Annotated in this window: 16 protein-coding genes; 14 read left to right on the top strand and 2 right to left on the bottom strand. The window is 72.2% G+C overall.

Going from position 1 to position 17,798, the window contains the following annotated elements; all coding sequences use genetic code 11:
* The first annotated feature begins 33 nt into the window (after positions 1-33).
* From rsmD to mutM, 7 genes are all read left to right on the top strand, one after another.
* Positions 34-618 (top strand): 16S rRNA (guanine(966)-N(2))-methyltransferase RsmD, encoded by a 585-nt coding sequence (gene rsmD, locus ACFVST_RS25600; protein ID WP_390155929.1) that lies wholly within the window; start codon positions 34-36, stop codon positions 616-618.
* 20 nt (positions 619-638) lie between these two features.
* Positions 639-1,118: a pantetheine-phosphate adenylyltransferase gene (gene coaD, locus ACFVST_RS25595; protein ID WP_390155946.1), complete on the top strand. Its 480-nt coding sequence runs from the start codon at positions 639-641 to the stop codon at positions 1,116-1,118.
* A gap of 155 nt (positions 1,119-1,273) precedes the next feature.
* The gene (locus ACFVST_RS25590; RefSeq protein ID WP_390155928.1) at positions 1,274-2,401 is read left to right on the top strand and encodes a cell division initiation protein; all 1,128 of its coding nucleotides are present in this window, start codon (positions 1,274-1,276) and stop codon (positions 2,399-2,401) included.
* Positions 2,402-2,573: 172 nt separating this feature from the next.
* Positions 2,574-3,224 carry a YceD family protein gene (locus ACFVST_RS25585; RefSeq protein WP_390155945.1) on the top strand — a complete coding sequence of 217 codons (651 nt, stop codon included), beginning with the start codon at positions 2,574-2,576 and terminating at the stop codon, positions 3,222-3,224.
* A gap of 2 nt (positions 3,225-3,226) precedes the next feature.
* The gene (gene rpmF, locus ACFVST_RS25580) at positions 3,227-3,400 is read left to right on the top strand and encodes a 50S ribosomal protein L32 (protein WP_028802425.1); all 174 of its coding nucleotides are present in this window, start codon (positions 3,227-3,229) and stop codon (positions 3,398-3,400) included.
* A 19-nt stretch (positions 3,401-3,419) separates the two neighbouring features.
* Positions 3,420-4,283 carry a ribonuclease III gene (rnc, locus tag ACFVST_RS25575; protein ID WP_390155927.1) on the top strand — a complete coding sequence of 288 codons (864 nt, stop codon included), beginning with the start codon at positions 3,420-3,422 and terminating at the stop codon, positions 4,281-4,283.
* A gap of 59 nt (positions 4,284-4,342) precedes the next feature.
* A complete protein-coding gene (mutM, locus tag ACFVST_RS25570) occupies positions 4,343-5,203 on the top strand; it encodes a bifunctional DNA-formamidopyrimidine glycosylase/DNA-(apurinic or apyrimidinic site) lyase (protein WP_390155926.1) in 861 nt (286 codons plus the stop codon).
* Positions 5,204-5,210: 7 nt separating this feature from the next.
* On the opposite strand, the gene ACFVST_RS25565 is transcribed toward mutM, so the two are convergent.
* The gene (locus ACFVST_RS25565) at positions 5,211-6,098 is read right to left on the bottom strand and encodes a CAP domain-containing protein (protein ID WP_390155925.1); all 888 of its coding nucleotides are present in this window, start codon (positions 6,096-6,098) and stop codon (positions 5,211-5,213) included.
* Between the two features lie 120 nt (positions 6,099-6,218).
* Between ACFVST_RS25565 and ACFVST_RS25560 the strand changes: the two genes are divergently transcribed.
* The 6 genes from ACFVST_RS25560 (at position 6,219) to mprA (ending at position 14,184) form a co-directional block, all read left to right on the top strand.
* On the top strand, positions 6,219-6,500 hold the full coding sequence (locus tag ACFVST_RS25560; protein WP_390155924.1) for an acylphosphatase: 282 nt from the start codon (positions 6,219-6,221) through the stop codon (positions 6,498-6,500).
* Positions 6,501-6,900: 400 nt separating this feature from the next.
* Positions 6,901-7,110 (top strand): hypothetical protein, encoded by a 210-nt coding sequence (locus tag ACFVST_RS25555; RefSeq protein ID WP_390155923.1) that lies wholly within the window; start codon positions 6,901-6,903, stop codon positions 7,108-7,110.
* 327 nt (positions 7,111-7,437) lie between these two features.
* Positions 7,438-11,013, top strand: a complete 3,576-nt coding sequence (smc, locus tag ACFVST_RS25550) for a chromosome segregation protein SMC (RefSeq protein ID WP_390155922.1) — start codon at positions 7,438-7,440, stop codon at positions 11,011-11,013.
* 162 nt (positions 11,014-11,175) lie between these two features.
* Positions 11,176-12,585, top strand: a complete 1,410-nt coding sequence (locus ACFVST_RS25545) for a sugar porter family MFS transporter (RefSeq protein WP_390155921.1) — start codon at positions 11,176-11,178, stop codon at positions 12,583-12,585.
* A gap of 75 nt (positions 12,586-12,660) precedes the next feature.
* On the top strand, positions 12,661-13,887 hold the full coding sequence (ftsY, locus tag ACFVST_RS25540; protein WP_390155920.1) for a signal recognition particle-docking protein FtsY: 1,227 nt from the start codon (positions 12,661-12,663) through the stop codon (positions 13,885-13,887).
* A gap of 210 nt (positions 13,888-14,097) precedes the next feature.
* Positions 14,098-14,184 carry an MprA protease, GlyGly-CTERM protein-sorting domain-containing form gene (gene mprA / locus ACFVST_RS25535; protein WP_390155944.1) on the top strand — a complete coding sequence of 29 codons (87 nt, stop codon included), beginning with the start codon at positions 14,098-14,100 and terminating at the stop codon, positions 14,182-14,184.
* Between the two features lie 510 nt (positions 14,185-14,694).
* Here mprA and ACFVST_RS25530 read toward each other — a convergent pair.
* A complete protein-coding gene (locus ACFVST_RS25530) occupies positions 14,695-15,396 on the bottom strand; it encodes a bifunctional DNA primase/polymerase (RefSeq protein WP_390155919.1) in 702 nt (233 codons plus the stop codon).
* A 783-nt stretch (positions 15,397-16,179) separates the two neighbouring features.
* Here ACFVST_RS25530 and ACFVST_RS25525 point away from each other — a divergent pair.
* Positions 16,180-17,604 (top strand): hypothetical protein, encoded by a 1,425-nt coding sequence (locus tag ACFVST_RS25525; protein WP_390155943.1) that lies wholly within the window; start codon positions 16,180-16,182, stop codon positions 17,602-17,604.
* Positions 17,605-17,798 lie beyond the last annotated feature (194 nt).

Raw genomic sequence — 17,798 nt, 5'->3', positions numbered from 1 at the left:
AGGGGTCCCCACCCCCGACCTTCCGAGGACCAGATGACCCGCGTGATCGCCGGCCTGGCCGGCGGACGCCGCCTGGCGGTGCCGCCGGGCCAGGGCACTCGCCCCACCTCCGACCGGGCACGCGAGGGCCTCTTCTCCACCTGGCGCTCCCTGCTCGGCACCCTCGACGGCATCCGCGTCGCCGACCTGTACGCCGGATCCGGCGCCGTCGGCCTGGAAGCCCTGTCCCGGGGCGCCGGGCACGCCCTGCTGGTGGAGGCCGACGCGCGGGCCGCCCGCACCCTCCGGGAGAACGTCCGCAGCCTCGCCCTCCCCGGAGCCGAGGCACGGTCCGGCCGCGCCGAGCAGATCCTCGCCGGGCCCGCCCCTGCCGAGCCCTACGACGTGGTCTTCCTGGACCCGCCCTACGCGGTTCCCGACGATGATCTCCGCGAGATCCTGCTCACACTCCGCGCCGGGGGCTGGCTCGCCGCCGAAGCACTCGTCACCGTGGAACGCAGCACCAGGGGCGGGGACTTCGGATGGCCGGACGGCTTCGAGGCGGTCCGCTCCCGACGGTACGGCGAGGGCACCTTTTGGTACGGTCGCGCCGCCGCCCTGTGCGACATCGCGTCATGACCGGACCGGAGGGACCTCAGTTGCGCCGCGCCGTCTGCCCGGGGTCGTTCGACCCCATCACCAACGGACACCTCGACATCATCGCCCGCGCCTCCAAGCTGTACGACGAGGTCTGGGTCGCGGTGATGATCAACCAGTCGAAGAAGGGCCTGTTCACCATCGAGGAGCGGATGGACCTGATCCGCCGGGCCACCGCCGAGTTCGGCAACGTCCGCGTCGAGTCCTTCCACGGACTGCTCGTCGACTTCTGCAAGCAGCGCGACATCCCCGCCATCGTCAAGGGCCTGCGCGCGGTGAGCGACTTCGACTACGAGCTGCAGATGGCCCAGATGAACAACGGCCTCAGCGGGGTGGAGACCCTCTTCGTCCCCACCAACCCCACCTACAGCTTCCTCTCCTCCTCGCTGGTCAAGGAGGTCGCCACCTGGGGCGGGGACGTCTCCCACCTGCTGCCGCCGGTGGTGCACGAGGCCCTCACCGAACGCCTCGGCGAGAAGTGACCCGCCCGCCCCGGAGCTGACGACCCGTCACCCGGTGCCGGCGGGCCCGGGGTGGCCGTACAGTCGTCGGTGCTGCGGCCGGTCTCGCGCGGGCCGCGCCGCCCCGCGGGGCACCCGTCAGGTACCGACAAGGCACAGAGAGTGGCGAGCACACGGTGGACGTGCAGAAGAAGCTCGATGAGATCGTCGCGGCGGTCGGCAACGCCCGCTCCATGCCCATGTCGGCCTCCTGCGTGGTGAACCGCGCCGAACTCCTCGCCCAGCTCGACGAGGTGCGGGCCGCACTGCCCGGATCCCTCGCCCAGGCCCAGGAGTTGATCGGCGGCCGGGAGCAACTCGTGGAGCAGGCACGGCAGGAGGCCGAGCGGATCATCGACTCCGCGCACGCCGAACGCGGTTCGCTGGTCTCCGGCACCGAGATCGCCCAGCACTCGCAGGCGGAGGCCGACCGCATCCTGTCCGACGCCCGCCGGGAGGCCGAGGAGATCAAGGCCGAGGCCGACGACTACGTCGACTCCAAGCTGGCCAACTTCGAGGTCGTCCTCACCAAAACCCTCGGCTCCGTCGGCCGCGGCCGGGAGAAACTCCTCGGCACCGCCCCCCAGCCCGGCGCCGACGGCTACGAGGACCCCGACTACGCCGAGGCCCCGGAACGCAGCCACGACCCGGAGACCCTGCGCCGCCGCGCCGACGACTATGTGGGCGCCCAGCTCGGCGCCTTCGAGGCGGTCCTCGCCAAGACCCTGGAAGCCGTCGGCCGAGGCCGCCAGAAGCTGCACGGCCGGATCGCCACCGACGAGCTGGGAGGCCTCGGCGAGGCCGCCGCCGGACACACCACCGACGCCGACTACCTCGCCGAACTGGCCGCCATCGGCGAAGGCCTCCAGCCCTCCGCCGCCCAGCCCCCGGCCGCCCCCGAGCCGCCCCTGATCCCCGCCCAGCAGCCCGTACCGGAGCCGTCCGCCGAGCCGCACTACGCACCGGCCGCCGCCGCCCAGCCCCCGGGCGCCTACCCGGACCAGGGCTACGGACAGGACGCGTACGGCTACCCGCAGCAGGACGCCTACGGGTACCAGCAGCCCTACCCGGGCCAGGACGGCTACGGCTACGCCCAGGACCCGTACGCCGGATACCAGCAGACACCGCAGGCCCCCGCGGAACCGCAGGCGGCCCCCGGGTACGGCGGCGCCCAGGCCGATCCGCACGCCCTCGACGAGACCAGCCTCTTCGACACCGGCATGATCACCGCCGAGCAGTTGCGCCGGTACCAGCAGGACCGCTGAGCAGCCGGCGACCACCGGATTGGGTCCTGCGCCGATGGTCAAGTATCCTGGCTCATCGGTCGCGTACGCCCGCGATCACCGCTGCCAGTCCACCGGCCAGACCGACGACGGGCCGCGGAACAAGCACCTCCACGAGCCGTACGGGCTCGCATGACCGAAGGCAGGAACGGCCCTGAACGCGCGTCTCGACCATCGCAACCCCCTCGTGTTCGACACACACGAGCTGGGGCGGCGGCCCGGTGCGCTCCAGCGGCTGACCCGCACCGTCGACGCCCCCGGCGGCGACGCGGTCCTCGGTATCAAGGGAGTCGTCGGAGTGCCCCAGGGTGCCCCGGTGGAGCTGGAGTTGCGGCTTGAGTCGGTGATGGAGGGCGTGCTCGTCACGGGGACCGCCCGTGCCGAGGCCGAAGGGGAGTGCGTAAGGTGTCTGGAGCCGCTCGGGCTCACCCTCGAAGCGGACTTCCAGGAGATGTTCTCGTACCCTGACGCCGACGACCGGGGCCGCGCCAGCGTGGATCCGGCCGATGACGCCGAGGACGACGAGGGCAGGCTCTTCCTTGAGGACGGCCTGTTCGACCTGGAACCGGTGCTGCGTGACGCGGTGGTGCTCGCACTGCCGATGCAGCCGGTGTGCCGGGAGGACTGCCCGGGCCTGTGCTCCCAGTGTGGAGTGCGGCTCGCGGACGACCCGGACCACCACCATGACGCCGTCGACATCCGTTGGGCGGCACTGCAAGGACTCGCCGGAACCGTTCAGGACGGCGAGAAGGACGAGATGGGCGGCGCCGGCGAAGCGGGCGTCGACGAGAAGCAGGAGAAGTAGCCGTGGCTGTTCCGAAGCGGAAGATGTCGCGCAGCAACACGCGCCACCGCCGGTCGCAGTGGAAGGCTGCGGTCCCCACCCTGGTTGCGTGCGAGCGCTGCCACGAGCCCAAGCAGCAGCACATCGCGTGCCCCGCTTGCGGCACCTACAACAAGCGCCAGGTCCTAGAGGTCTGAGCGGCTGGTGACAGGCACGATGCCAGACGCCAAGAAGAACAGTCCCCGCCGAGGCGGGGGCGCTCCGGCGGACACCACGGCCTCGTCCCACACGCTTCTGGAAGGGCGGCTCGGGTATCAGCTCGATGCCGCCCTTCTGGTGCGTGCGCTGACCCACCGCTCGTACGCGTACGAGAACGGCGGTCTGCCGACGAACGAGCGGCTGGAGTTCCTCGGGGACTCCGTGCTGGGGCTCGTCGTCACCGACACGCTGTTCCGCACCCACCCGGACCTGCCCGAGGGCCAACTGGCCAAGTTGCGGGCCGCGGTGGTCAATTCGCGTGCACTCGCGGAGGTCGGGCGCGGGCTCGACCTCGGTGCCTTCATCCGGCTCGGCCGGGGTGAGGAGGGCACCGGCGGGCGGGACAAGGCATCCATCCTCGCCGACACCCTGGAAGCGGTGATCGGCGCGGTCTACCTGGACCAGGGGCTGGACGCGGCGGGCGAGCTGGTGCACCGTCTCTTCGACCCGCTGATCGAGAAGTCGGCCGGCCTCGGAGCCGGACTCGACTGGAAGACCAGCCTTCAGGAGCTGACCGCCACCGAAGGCCTCGGGGTCCCCGAGTACCTGGTCACCGAGACCGGTCCGGACCACGAGAAGACCTTCACTGCTGCCGCCCGCGTCGGAGGCGTCTCGTACGGCACCGGCACCGGCCGCAGCAAGAAGGAGGCGGAGCAGCAGGCCGCCGAGGCCGCCTGGCGGGCGATCCGCGCGGCCGCCGACGAGCGCGCCAAGGCCGAGGCCGAGGCGGGCCCGGCCCAGGCCGAGGCGGGTGCGGGTCAGCCGGACCCGGCCGGTCTGGACACCGCCGGTCCGGAAGCGGAAGCCTCCGCCTCGTCCTGAGATGGGCCTGACGGTCGGGGGCGGGCGGCGACGTCCGCCCCGCACCGAGGAGGAGAACCGTGCCCGAGCTGCCCGAGGTCGAAGTGGTACGCCGCGGCCTGGACCGCTGGATCGCGCACCGCACCATCGCCGAGGCCGAGGTCCTGCACCCCCGTGCCGTCCGCCGCCACATCGCGGGCGCCGACGACTTCGCGCACCGGCTCAAGGGGCACCGCCTGGACGCCCCGCACCGCCGCGGCAAGTATCTGTGGCTGCCCGTCGAGGACACCGGTACCGCCGTCCTCGCCCACCTCGGCATGAGCGGCCAGCTCCTGGTGAAGACCGGCGACGCCGAACCGGAGAAGCACCTGCGGATCCGCATCCGCTTCGCCGACTCCGCGGGCACCGAGCTGCGCTTCGTCGACCAGCGCACCTTCGGCGGCCTCTCCCTCCATCCGACCGGCGCCGACGGCCTGCCGGACGTCATCGCCCACATCGCCCGCGACCCGCTGGACCCGGACTTCGACGAGGACGCCTTCCACGCGGCCCTGCGCCGCCGCCGCACCACCCTCAAACGCGCCCTGCTCGACCAGTCCCTGATCAGCGGCGTCGGCAACATCTACGCCGACGAGGCACTCTGGCGCTCCCGCCTCCACTACGACCGCCCCACCACCGGCTTCACCCGCCCCCGCACCCTTGAACTCCTGGGCCACGTACGGGATGTGATGAACGCCGCACTCACCGTCGGCGGCACCAGCTTCGACAGCCTCTACGTCAATGTGAACGGCGAGTCCGGCTACTTCGACCGCTCCCTGGACGCCTACGGCCGCGAGGGCGAGCCCTGCCGCCGCTGCGGTACGGCCATCCGCCGCCGCCCCTGGATGAACAGATCCAGCTACTTCTGCCCCCGCTGCCAGCGCCCGCCCCGGAGCACCGCCTAGCCCTGGTTCAGAAGCCGAAGTCCTGCGTCCACCACGGGCCGCCGGAGCCGAAGTGGACGCCGACGCCGAGGGTCTTGTAGTCGCAGTTGAGTATGTTCGCGCGGTGGCCCGGGCTGTTCATCCAGGACTTCATCACGGCCGCCGCGTCGGCCTGGCCGCGGGCGATGTTCTCCCCGCCGAGGCCCGTCACCCCGGCCTTGGCGGCACGGTCCCAGGGGCTGGCGCCGTCCGGATCGGTGTGGTCGAAGAAGCCGCGAGCCGCCATGTCCTCGCTGAAGTGCTGGGCGAGAGAGGTGAGTTGACCACTGGAGGCGACGGGGGAGCAACCGGCGCCGGCCCGCTCCTGGTTGACCAGCGAGAGCACCTTCGCCGCGGCCGCCGCCGTACCGGACACCGGGGTGGAGGGGCGCGGAGGGGCCGACCGCTCGGTACGCGGAGGAGCCGCCGGGGTGCTGCGTCGCGGTGCCGGAGCCTTCTTCGACGCGGTCGGCGCCTTCGACGGGGTCTTCGCGGAGGGCTTCTGCGAGGGCGTCCGGGAGGGCTTCGCGGACGGCTGCTTCGACGGGGGAGCGGACCGCTCGGCGCTGTGCGAGGGGCGGTCGACCCGCGCGTCCCGGCCGCCCTGCGCGTCCAGGCTCGACGGGGAGCCGCCGGCCCGCACCGTGTCCGAGGTGTCGCCACCGCCCAGCGAGAAGCCGCCACCACCGGGCAGCACCCCGGTGGCGACCGCCGCCGCACCCAGGGCGACCGCGGCGGACACCCCGAGCAGCCCGGTGCGCACCGGCACCCCGCCACGCCTGCGGTGGCGGTGCGTACCGCCGTCCGGGGCCGTCGACCCCTGCGTCTCCTGTGGACCTGCGGCCCCTGCGGCACCGGAGCGTCGATGGCGTCCCATGTCGTGGCCTTCCTCGTCTGATCCCTCACCCGAAAGAGTGAGGAGCGATGCGTCGGGACGGTACCGCATGGGTGCGGGGGCGGGGTGCTGCCGGTGGACGCGGACGGTTAGCTTGCTCACATGAACGAGGACGTACGGCTCACCGCCTGGGTACGCGGCCGTGTACAGGGAGTGGGTTTCCGCTGGTACACGCGGGCCACCGCGCTGGAGATCGGCGGCTTGAGTGGTTTTGCTCTCAATCTGGAGGACGGCCGGGTCCAGGTGGTGGCGGAAGGGGCGCGTGAGGCCTGCGAGAAACTCCTCGACTGGCTCCGCACCGGGGACACGCCGGGTCACGTCACCGGCGTCACCGAGATCTGGGCCACACCGCGCGGCGGCTACGAGGGCTTCGCCATGCGCTGACCCGGCGGGGCCGCCGGCGGTCCGCGAGGGCCGTGCCGATCATCGGGCGGCGGGTGGTCGCGGGACGAAGCCGCAGGTGGTCGCGGGGAAGTAGACGGTTGCGCGGAGGCCGGTCGCCGTGGCAGGCTCCGGGGTCAGGAATGATCGTCAAGCCCTCTGGGTCCCGGCCGAGACGCCGCGCCGAAGGTTCTACGGCCGCGAGCCCCCGGGACGCCCTTCACCGCAGGGCTTGATCGTGTTGACCGTCAAACTTTTTGGTGAGACTCTGGAAGCCCCGCGCACCTCAATTGTTTGGCATGGAGAACCACGCAAAAACTGAAGAGTGCCAAGCATCGCGGGTGCGAATCCCTCACGACCCACACCGCATAGGTCGGTCACTCATTGTGGAGGACCATCCATCATGGCAAAGGCGCTTCTCGGTTACGTCGGTGGCTCCGACCCTCGACTCCTCGCCGAGATGCGACGGCTCCAGCAGCGTGTACAGGACCTGGAATCCGAGCTCGTACGAATCCAGGCCGAGAACGACGCGCTTGCGGCTGCCGCTTCTCACGACGGCGACTCGCTCCTGGAGAGCATCGACGTATCCAAGGCTGAGCCTGCGCTGACCTGACCTCGTTCCGCCGACGGTGCCGTACCAGCGCCCCACCCGGAACGCTGAGGTGCGCGCCGCGGACGGAATCTCGCGCCATCCGAGGTCAGGCTGCATGTAAGCCGCTGTCCGCACTGCAAGGGACGCTCCGGCGTCCCTTCTTTCTTCACTCATACCCCCCGTGGGTCCCCTCGTGGCCTGCTGCGCGGTCCCGCGCGCGGTCGGCGCTCGCACCGCGTCCGCACCGTCAACTCCCCTGCTGTCAACGTCTGATGTGCCCGGCGGCCTCCCCCGTGAAACCGCTTGGTCACCGGGCGGTGGCGGACCCGGACGGTAGAGTGCGGCGGCGTGCATCTCAAGGCCATGACCCTGCGAGGTTTCAAGTCCTTCGCGTCCGCCACGACGCTGCGCTTCGAACCGGGCATCACCTGCGTCGTCGGACCCAACGGCTCCGGCAAGTCCAATGTGGTCGACGCCCTGAGCTGGGTCATGGGCGAGCAGGGCGCCAAGTCGCTGCGCGGCGGCAAGATGGAAGACGTCATCTTCGCCGGCACCACCGGACGCCCCCCGCTCGGCCGCGCCGAGGTCTCCCTCACCATCGACAACTCCGACGGCGCCCTCCCCATCGAATACGCCGAAGTCACCATCACGCGGATCATGTTCCGCAACGGCGGCAGCGAGTACCAGCTCAACGGCGACACCTGCCGGCTGCTCGACATCCAGGACCTGCTGTCCGACTCCGGTATCGGCCGCGAGATGCACGTCATCGTCGGGCAGGGCCAGCTCGACTCGGTGCTGCACGCCGACCCCACCGGCCGGCGCGCCTTCATCGAGGAGGCCGCCGGAGTCCTCAAGCACCGCAAACGCAAGGAGAAGGCGCTCCGCAAACTCGACGCGATGCAGGCCAACCTGGCCCGGGTGCAGGACCTCACCGACGAACTCCGCCGCCAGCTCAAGCCGCTCGGCCGGCAGGCCGCCGTCGCCCGCCGCGCCGCCGTCATCCAGGCCGATCTGCGGGACGCCCGGCTCCGCCTCCTCGCCGACGACCTGGTCCGCCTCACCGCCGCCCTGCGGACCGAGATCGCCGACGAGGCCGCGCTGAAGGAACGCAAGGACCGCGCCGAGGCCGATCTGAAGAGCGCCCTCGGCGAGGAGTCCGCCCTGGAGGACGCCGTCCGCCGCCTCACCCCCCGCCTCCAGGCCACCCAGCAGACCTGGTACGAGCTGAGCCGCCTCACCGAACGGGTCCGCGGCACGGTCTCCCTCGCCGACGCCCGTATCAAGGCCGCCACCTCGGCACCGCCCGAGGAGCGCCGCGGCCGCGACCCCGAGGACATGGAATGTGAGGCCGCCCGCATCCGCGAACAGGAAGCGGAACTGGAGGCCGCGCTGGAGGCCGCGGAACGCGCCCTGGACGACACCGTCGGGCACCGCGCCGAACTGGAACGCCAACTCGCCGCCGAGGAACGCCGGTTGAAGGACGCGGCCCGCGCCCTCGCCGACCGCCGCGAAGGACTCGCCCGGCTCAGCGCCCAGGCCTCCGCCGCCCGCTCCCGCGCCACCTCCGCCCAGGCCGAGATCGACCGCCTCGGCGCCGCCCGCGACGAAGCCGGCCAGCGCGCCACCGCCGCCCAGCAGGAGTACGAGCAGCTCAGAGCCGAAGTCGACGGGCTCGACGCGGACGACGCCGAACTCGCCGCCGCCCACGAGGCCGCCACCGAAGCCCTCACCGAAGCGGACCGAGCCGCCACCGCCGCCCGCGACCAGGCCACCGAGGCCGAACGCCGCCGCGCCGCCCTCGCCGCCCGCCATGAAGCCCTCGCCCTCGGACTGCGCCGCAAGGACGGCACCGGCGCCCTGCTCACCGCCCGCGACCAGCTCACCGGCCTCCTCGGCCCCGCCGCCGAACTCCTCACCGTCGACCCCGGCCACGAAGCCGCCCTCGCCGCCGCGTTCGGCGCCGCCGCGGACGCCGTCGCCGTCGCCGCGCCCGCCACCGCCGCCGAGGCCCTGCGGCTGCTGCGGAAACAGGACGCCGGACGCGCCGCCCTCCTCATCGCCACCGGCCACTTGGCCACCTCACCCGACCCCGCCACCGCCGCCGCCCTGCCCGCCGGGGCCCGGCCCGCCGCCGACCTGGTGCGCGGCCCCGAGGACCTGCTGCCCGCCGTCCGCCGCCTGCTGCACGGCATGGTCGCCGTCGCCACCCTCGAAGACGCCGAGGACCTGGTCCACGCCCACCCCGCGCTCACCGCCGTCACCGCGGAGGGCGACCTGCTCGGCGCCCACTACGCGCACGGCGGCTCGGCCGGTGCCCCGAGCCTCCTCGAAGTACAGGCCGCGGTCGACGAGGCCGCCGCCGAGATCGGCCAAGTCGCCGCCCGCTGCACCGAGTTGGCCGCCGCCCAGGAGGCCGCCGCGGAACACCGCCGGGCCTGCGCCGCCCGCGTCGAGGAACTGGCCGGCCGCCGCCGCGCCGCCGACCGGGAGAAGTCCGCCACCGCACAGCGCCTGGGCAGCCTCGCCGGGCAGGCCCGCGGCGCCGCCGGAGAGGCGGAACGCAGCACCGCCGCCGCGGCCCGCGCCCAGGAGGCCCTGGACCGGGCGACCGCGGAGGCCGAGGAACTCGCCGAACGGCTCGCCGTCGCCGAGGAGAGCACCGACGGCACCGACGAGGAACCCGACACCGCCGTACGGGACCGGCTCGCCGCGGACGGGGCCAACGCCCGCCAGACCGAGATGGAGGCCCGGCTCGCCGCCCGCACCCACGAGGAGCGAGTGAAGGCGCTCGCCGGGCGGGCCGACTCGCTGGACCGGGCGGCCCGCGCCGAACGGGAGGCCAGAGCCCGCGCCGAGCAGCGCCGGGCCCGGCTCCGCCACGAGGCCGAGGTGGCCACCGCCGTCGCCGGCGGCGCCCGCCAACTCCTCGCCCATGTCGAGGTGTCACTGGCGCGGGCCGACCGCGAACGGGGCGCCGCGGAGGCCGCGAAGGCCGAGCGGGAACGGGAGTCGGCCGCGGCCCGGGCCCGCGGCCGCGACCTCAAGGCCGAACTGGACAAGCTCACCGACTCGGTGCACCGCGGTGAGGTCCTGGGCGCCGAAAAGCGGCTGCGGATCGAGCAGTTGGAGACCAAGTCCCTGGAGGAGCACGGCGTCGAGCCCGCGGCGCTGGTCGCCGAGTACGGCCCCGAGCAGCCCGTGCCGCCGTCGCCGCCCGCCGCCGGCGAGGAGCTGCCCGAGGACCCGGAGCATCCGCGCAACCGGCCGGTGCCCTATGTCCGGGCCGAGCAGGAGAAGCGGCTGAAGGCCGCGGAACGGGCGTACCAGCAGCTCGGGAAGGTCAATCCGCTGGCGCTTGAGGAGTTCGCGGCGCTGGAGGAACGCCATCAGTTCCTCTCCGAGCAGCTGGAGGACCTGAAGAAGACCAGGGCCGATCTGCTCCAGGTGGTGAAGGAGGTCGACGAGCGCGTCGAGCAGGTCTTCACCGAGGCGTACCGGGACACGGCGCGTGAGTTCGAGGGGGTCTTCTCCCGGCTCTTCCCGGGCGGCGAGGGGCGGTTGGTACTGACCGACCCCGACAACATGCTGACCACCGGCGTCGATGTGGAGGCACGGCCGCCGGGCAAGAAGGTCAAGCGGCTGTCGCTGCTCTCCGGCGGCGAACGCTCGCTGACCGCGGTGGCCCTGCTGGTCTCCATCTTCAAGGCCCGCCCCAGCCCGTTCTATGTGATGGACGAGGTGGAGGCGGCCCTGGACGACACCAACCTCCAGCGGCTGATCCGCATCATGCAGGAGCTTCAGGAGGCCTCCCAGCTCATCGTCATCACCCACCAGAAACGCACCATGGAGGTCGCGGACGCGCTGTACGGCGTCTCCATGCAGGGCGACGGCGTGTCGAAGGTCATCAGCCAGCGACTCCGCTAGCAACCGCCTTGTGGACTACGGGAGTTGTGCGGGCTACGAGCGCGGCGCGGTCGGACCGCCCAACTCCGGCTGGTTCCCCTTCAAGTGGTGGGCGGCGGGAAGTTGTGCGCCACTGGAAGGGCTTCGGCCCCACCATGGCAGCGCTGCCGGCGAGGAGTACCCGTGACCACGACGGCATCACAGTCCGCCCGAGAGGCCCACCCCGAGCACCTCGGCCATGTCATCTTCATCGCAGCGGCCGCCGCCATGGGCGGCTTCCTCTTCGGCTACGACAGCTCCGTCATCAACGGTGCCGTCGAAGCCATCCGCAGCCGCTACGGCATCGGCTCCGCCGCCCTCGCCCAGGTCATCGCCATCGCCCTGATCGGCTGCGCGATCGGCGCCGCCACCGCGGGCCGGATCGCCGACCGCATCGGCCGCATCCGCTGTATGCAGATCGCCGCCGTCCTCTTCACCATCAGCGCCGTCGGCTCCGCCCTCCCGTTCGCCCTGTGGGACCTGGCGTTCTGGCGGATCATCGGCGGCTTCGCCATCGGTATGGCCTCCGTCATCGGCCCCGCCTACATCGCCGAGGTCGCACCCCCCGCCTACCGCGGCCGCCTCGGCTCCTTCCAGCAGGCCGCGATCGTCGTCGGCATCGCCGTCTCCCAACTCGTCAACTGGGGCATCCTGAACGCCGCCCACGGCGACCAGCGCGGCAGGCTGATGGGCCTGGAGGCCTGGCAGGTCATGCTCGGCGTCATGGTGATCCCGGCCGTCCTCTACGGCCTGCTCTCCTTCGCCATCCCCGAGTCGCCCCGCTATCTGATCTCGGCCGGCAAGGACGAGACGGCGCGGGCCGTACTCGCCGAGGTCGAGGGCGAGCACATCGACCTGAACGCCCGGGTCGCCGAGATCGAGCACGCGATGCGCAGCGAGCACAAGTCCACCTTCAAGGACCTGCTCGGCGGCGGCTTCCTCTTCCGTCCGATCGTCTGGGTCGGTATCGGACTCTCCGTGTTCCAGCAGTTCGTCGGCATCAATGTGGCGTTCTACTACTCGTCCACGCTGTGGCAGTCCGTCGGCGTCGACCCGACCGCCTCGTTCTTCTACTCGTTCACCACGTCGATCATCAACATCATCGGCACCGTGATCGCCATGATCTTCGTGGACCGGATCGGCCGCAAACCACTCGCCCTCATCGGCTCCACCGGCATGGTCGTCGGCCTCGGCCTGGAGGCCTGGGCCTTCTCCCACCCGCTGGTCGACGGCAGACTCCCCGCCACCCAGGGCTGGGTCGCGCTGGTCGCCGCCCACCTCTTCGTGCTCTTCTTCGCCCTCTCCTGGGGCGTGGTGGTCTGGGTGTTCCTCGGCGAGATGTTCCCCAACCGGATCCGCGCCGCCGCACTCGGCGTCGCCGCCTCCGCCCAGTGGATCGCCAACTGGGCCATCACCGCCAGCTTCCCGTCCCTCGCCGACTGGAACCTCTCCGGCACCTATGTCATCTACACGGTCTTCGCCGCGCTCTCCATCCCGTTCACGCTGAAGTTCGTGAAGGAGACCAAGGGCAAGGCGCTGGAGGAGATGGGGTAGGCCGGCCCCCGTGGCCGCCGGGTGAGGCGCCGGTCCGGCGCGGGTGCGGTGGCATGGCTGATACTGGGTGGCGTTATGGAAATCGTCATCCTTGCTGTAGTCATCGCCGTGGTCGTGATCGGCGCACTCGGCGGGCTGGTCGTCGGCAGCCGCAGGAAGAAGCAGCTTCCGTCACAGCAGCCCCCGACCGCCCCGCCCAGCGCACCCGACATCACCGCCCCGCCGTCCGAACCGCACGTCGGCGACGAGGCCGAAGCGCCGAGCGACGAGGAGCGGCGCACGATCGAGGAGGTGGACCTCCCGACCGCCGAGGCGGACCCGTCCGCCCCCGTCATCACGGAGCCCCCCGCTCCGCCCGTCCCCGAACTGGAGATCCCGGAACCGACCGCCGGCCGCCTGGTCCGGCTCCGCACCCGGCTCTCCCGCTCGCAGAACGCACTCGGCAAGGGCCTGCTCACCCTGCTGTCCCGCGAGCATCTGGACGAGGACACCTGGGAGGAGATCGAGGACACCCTGATCACCGCCGACGTCGGCGTCACCCCCACCCAGGAACTCGTCGAACGCCTCCGGGAACGGGTCAAGATCCTCGGCACCCGCACCCCCGAGGAACTCCGCGCGCTGCTGCGTGAGGAACTCCTCCAACTCGTCGGCACCGACCTGGACCGTGCCGTGCACACCGAGTCCGCGCTGGACACCCCGGGCATCGTGATGGTCGTCGGCGTCAACGGCACCGGCAAGACCACCACCACCGGCAAACTCGCCCGGGTCCTGGTGGCCGACGGCAAGTCCGTGGTGCTGGGCGCCGCCGACACCTTCCGCGCCGCGGCCGCCGACCAGTTGCAGACCTGGGGCGAACGTGTCGGCGCCCGCACCGTCCGCGGCCCCGAGGCCGGCGACCCGGCCTCCGTCGCCTTCGACTCCGTCAAGGAAGGGATCGACGAGGGCGCCGACGTCGTCCTCATCGACACCGCGGGCCGCCTCCACACCAAGACCGGCCTCATGGACGAGCTGGGCAAGGTGAAGCGGGTCGTGGAGAAGCACGCCCCGCTGGACGAGGTGCTGCTGGTACTCGACGCCACCACAGGCCAGAACGGACTGGTCCAGGCCCGTGTCTTCGCGGAGGTGGTCGACATCACCGGCATCGTCCTCACCAAGCTGGACGGCACCGCCAAGGGCGGCATCGTGGTAGCCGTCCAACGCGAACTGGGCGTCCCCGTCAAGCTGATCGGCCTCGGCGAAGGCCCGGACGACCTGGCCCCCTTCGAACCGGAGGCGTTCATCGACGCCCTGATCGGGGAGTAGGGCCTGGCCTTGGGCGGCGGCTGCGGGATCCGTGGGGTGGAGGGCGCGGTCGCTGTGGGTGTTGTGCCTGGACGGTGCCTGATCTGAGTTGAAGGTTGTACTGCTTGAGCGGTGCTCGTGCCTCTGGGGGAGGGGGCGGGCACCGTTCTTTTTTGGGGCGGGCGGGGGAGCGGTGCTCTGGGGTGTGAGCGGTGTTCTCGTGCGTAAGCGGTGATCTGGGGTGGAGCGGTGGCCCCGTGGTTTGGAGCGGTGCTCTTGTCTGTGAGCGGTGCTCTCGTGGGTGAGCGGCGCTCTTGATGGTGGTCGATGTTCTTGAAGGTGAGCGGTGCTCGCGGTCGTGAGCAGTGGTCTACGACGAGAGCGGTGCTCGCATCTGGGGGCGGTGCTCGCGCTTTGGGGAGGGCGGTGCTCGCAAACTGGAGCAGTGCTCACGTCCCTGAGCGCCGCCCACCTTCGAGAGCACCGCTCGCACCCCAGAGCGCCGCCCACCTTCAAGAGCACTGCTCACACCGCTCCCGCGCGGCGGGCGGGCGCGTAAGCAGGCCAGGACAGCGGGCAACGTCAACGGGCCACGAACCGGAGCGGAATCACGAGTAGGCCACCGGCGATACGGGTCACGCAGCAGGCAACGTCATCGCCTCACCAGCCGAGCAGGCAACGCCATCGGTTCACGACCGAGCAGGCAACGTCATCGGTTCACGAGCCGAGCGGGCAACGCCATCAGATCGCGAGCCGAACGGCCACCTGCCGAGCATGGGCTACGAGCTGAGCCCAGCCACCCCCGGCCCAACCCCCCAGCACAGCACATCAGTTGGTGCAGCGGTGGGCCACGTAGGCGAGGGCGCTGAGGAGGAGGCGGGCCTCTGGGGGGTGGGTGGTGGAGTCGAGGTCGGGGGAGCGGAGCCAGCGGCAGCGGCCGAGGCCGGCGCGGTCCCACGGCGGCGCGGTGATGTGGGCGCCGCTGCCGAGGGCGCGGAGGTCGAGTGCGGCGCCGTCCCAGCCGGTGCGGTAGAGGAGTTGGGGCAGTTCGGTGGCGGCGCCGGGGGCGACGAGGAACTGTGCGCGGCCGTCGGGGGTGAGGGCGACGGGGCCGAGTGGGGCGGCCATCCGCTCCAGCCGTACCAGGGCGCGGCGTCCCACGGTCTCCGCGACGTCCAGGACGTCGAAGGCGCGGCCCACCGGCAGCATCGCGGCGGCGCCCGGGAACTCGCCCCAGACACGGGTGACTTGGTCGAGGGTGGCGCCGGCTCGCACCACGGGCGCGAAGTCCAGCGGGTGGGCGCCCGGGGCGGGGCAGGGGGTGCGACCGCAGGAGCAGGCGCCGCCCGAGGCGCGTGCGCCGGGGACCACGTCCCAGCCCCACAGTCCGGTGAACTCGGCCAGTGCGGTGCAGTTGTTGGCCGCGGGGGTGCGGCCCCGGCGCCGGGTGGCCGGTGGGATGCCCGGCGCGAGGGCCGGGGTGTCACGGGTGCCGCGCATTCCGCGGATGCCGCCGATCGTGAAGCCCATGCCCCCTCCAACGGGTCCGGCGCGGCGTGGTCACGTCGCGGAATCGGATCGTGACCCTCTGTTCATGTTCTCCCGGGTGGCGGCTGGTCATGACGGCGCCCAGTGGTGACCGGGGTGGCGCGGGAGGGGGCGTGCGCCCCGTCGTACATCGCTCCGCCAGCCTCCGGTTGTCCTATGTCAAGTGAATCGTGCAGGGAGAGGGCTGTGCCGGGTGGCGGGGGTGGCGAATGGTGGCGTTTCCGGGTCCTGCCTCGCTGGGCGGGTGATCGAGGGGTTACTGTCGGTATACAAGCCGCGGGGCACCGGACCCGCGGGTATGCCAAGGGCAAGTCGGGTTCCTGTTCGACGGGTGACAAACACCGTACGGGCAACCGGAGTTGACGGCATTCTGGTAGGGCTTTACGCGCACCGCAGACAAGTGGCTTCAGGAATGGGGGCGTTCCAGTGAGCGGCAACGGCGAGAGCGCGGCACGCGCGACGCACACGGCTCACGACGCGAACCGGACCGACCACACCCTCCGCCCCCTGCACACGGCCACCGGCGACCCCTACCCGGCCCCCGGCATCCCCGCACCACCCCACCACCGGGCCGCCCCCGCGACACCGCCCCCCGCGATCCCCGCACCGGCGTTCCCCGCACCGCGCCCCCCCGCCTCCGCCACCCCGCACGCCGTCCCGTCGGACGACATCCCCTCGGACAACGTCTCCGAGGACCCCGCCCCCGTCGACGACCCCGCCCCCCGGGACGAGGTAGCTCCGCAACCGGAGAAGCGGCCCAACGCGCTGCTGAACTCCTGGTTCGTGCGCAGTGGTTGGTCCAAGGGGGAGCTGGCCCGGCAGGTGAACCGGCGGGCCCGGCGGCTCGGGGCGCACCACATCTCCACCGACACCTCCCGGGTGCGCCGCTGGCTGGACGGGGAGAATCCGCGCGAGCCCATCCCGCGCATCCTGGCCGAGCTGTTCTCGGAGCGCTTCGGCTGTGTCGTCGCCGTGGAGGACCTGGGGCTGCGCCCGGTCCACCAGTCGCCCTCCGTCTCCGGGGTCGATCTGCCGTGGACGGGGCCGCAGACGGTGGCGCTGCTCGGGGAGTTCTCCCGGAGCGACCTGATGCTGGCGCGGCGCGGGTTCCTCGGCAGTTCGCTGGCGCTGGCGGCGGGCCCGGCGCTGGTGGAGCCGATGCAGCGCTGGCTGGTGCCGAGCCCCGCCGCCCCGCAGGGCGACCCCGAGCCGAGCACCACCCGCGGCCGCGGACACCGCCTGTCCCGCCCCGAGTTGGACCTGCTGGAGTCGACCACGGTGATGTTCCGCCAGTGGGACGCGCAGTGCGGCGGCGGGCTGCGCCGCAAGGCCGTCGTCGGCCAACTCCACGAGGTGACCGACCTGTTGCAGGAGGCTCAGCCCGAGGCCACCACCCGCCGCCTCTTCAAGGTCGCCGCCGAACTCGCCGAGCTGGCCGGCTGGATGAGCTACGACGTCGGCCTCCAGCCCACCGCGCAGAAGTACTTCGTACTGGCCCTGCACGCAGCGAAGGAAGCCGGGGACAAGTCGCTCGGCGCGTACATCCTCTCCAGCATGAGCCGGCAGATGATCCACATGGGGCGCCCGGACGACGCCCTGGAGCTGGTGCACCTCGCCCAGTACGGCAGCCGCGACTGCGCCACCGCCCGCACCCAGGCCATGCTGCACGCCATGGAGGCCCGCGCCTACGCCAACATGGGGCAGCCCGGCAAGTGCAAGCGCGCGGTGCGGATGGCGGAGCACACCTTCGGCGACGCCCAGGACATCGAGGAGCCGGAGCCCGACTGGATCCGCTTCTTCTCCGAGGCCGAACTCAACGGCGAGAACGCGCACTCCTACCGCGACCTCGCCTATGTCGCCGGCCGCAGCCCCACCTACGCCTCCCTCGCCGAGCCGGTCATGGCGCGTGCCGTGGAACTCTTCCGCGAGGACGAGGAGCACCAGCGTTCCTACGCGCTCAACCTGGTCGGCATGGCCACCGTGCACCTGCTGCGCGGCGAACCGGAGCAGGGCGCCCTGCTCGCCGGGCAGGCCCTGGAGGTGGCCGGCAAGGTGCGTTCCGAACGGGTCAACACCCGTATCCGCAAGACCGTCGACACCGCTGCCCGCGACTTCGGTGACGTCGTCGAGGTCATGGACCTGACCGAGCAGCTCAGCCGTCTCCTGCCGGAGAGCGCCACCGCCGTCTGACCGCCCGCGGGCCGCCCCCCAGAACCCGGCCGCGACCCCCGTCCGCTACTGCCCGACTCGGCGCCCCCACGCCAGGTCAACCGGACGGGGGGGGGGGGGCCGGGCCCCCCCCCCCCGGGCCCCGCCCCCCCCCCCCGCCCCCGCGGGCGGCCCGGCCGCCCCCGCCGACACCGCAGGGGCAGGCGCCCCCCCCC

The sequence above is a fragment of the Streptomyces sp. NPDC058045 genome, from assembly GCF_042885635.1.
Classification (GTDB): domain Bacteria; phylum Actinomycetota; class Actinomycetes; order Streptomycetales; family Streptomycetaceae; genus Streptomyces.
Note: the sequence above shows the minus strand (reverse complement) of the source record. Positions and strands in the feature narration are given on the sequence as shown.

Bases quoted from the DNA above. Each gene is read 5' to 3' on its own strand.
- rsmD (WP_390155929.1), top strand. From the start codon at position 34: ATGACCCGCGTGATCGCCGGCCTGGCCGGCGGACGCCGCCTGGCGGTG.
- rnc (WP_390155927.1), top strand. From the start codon at position 3,420: ATGCCAGACGCCAAGAAGAACAGTCCCCGCCGAGGCGGGGGCGCTCCG.
- ACFVST_RS25565 (WP_390155925.1), bottom strand. From the start codon at position 6,098: ATGGGACGCCATCGACGCTCCGGTGCCGCAGGGGCCGCAGGTCCACAG.
- ACFVST_RS25560 (WP_390155924.1), top strand. From the start codon at position 6,219: ATGAACGAGGACGTACGGCTCACCGCCTGGGTACGCGGCCGTGTACAG.
- ACFVST_RS25555 (WP_390155923.1), top strand. From the start codon at position 6,901: ATGGCAAAGGCGCTTCTCGGTTACGTCGGTGGCTCCGACCCTCGACTC.
- ftsY (WP_390155920.1), top strand. From the start codon at position 12,661: ATGGAAATCGTCATCCTTGCTGTAGTCATCGCCGTGGTCGTGATCGGC.
- ACFVST_RS25530 (WP_390155919.1), bottom strand. From the start codon at position 15,396: ATGGGCTTCACGATCGGCGGCATCCGCGGAATGCGCGGCACCCGTGAC.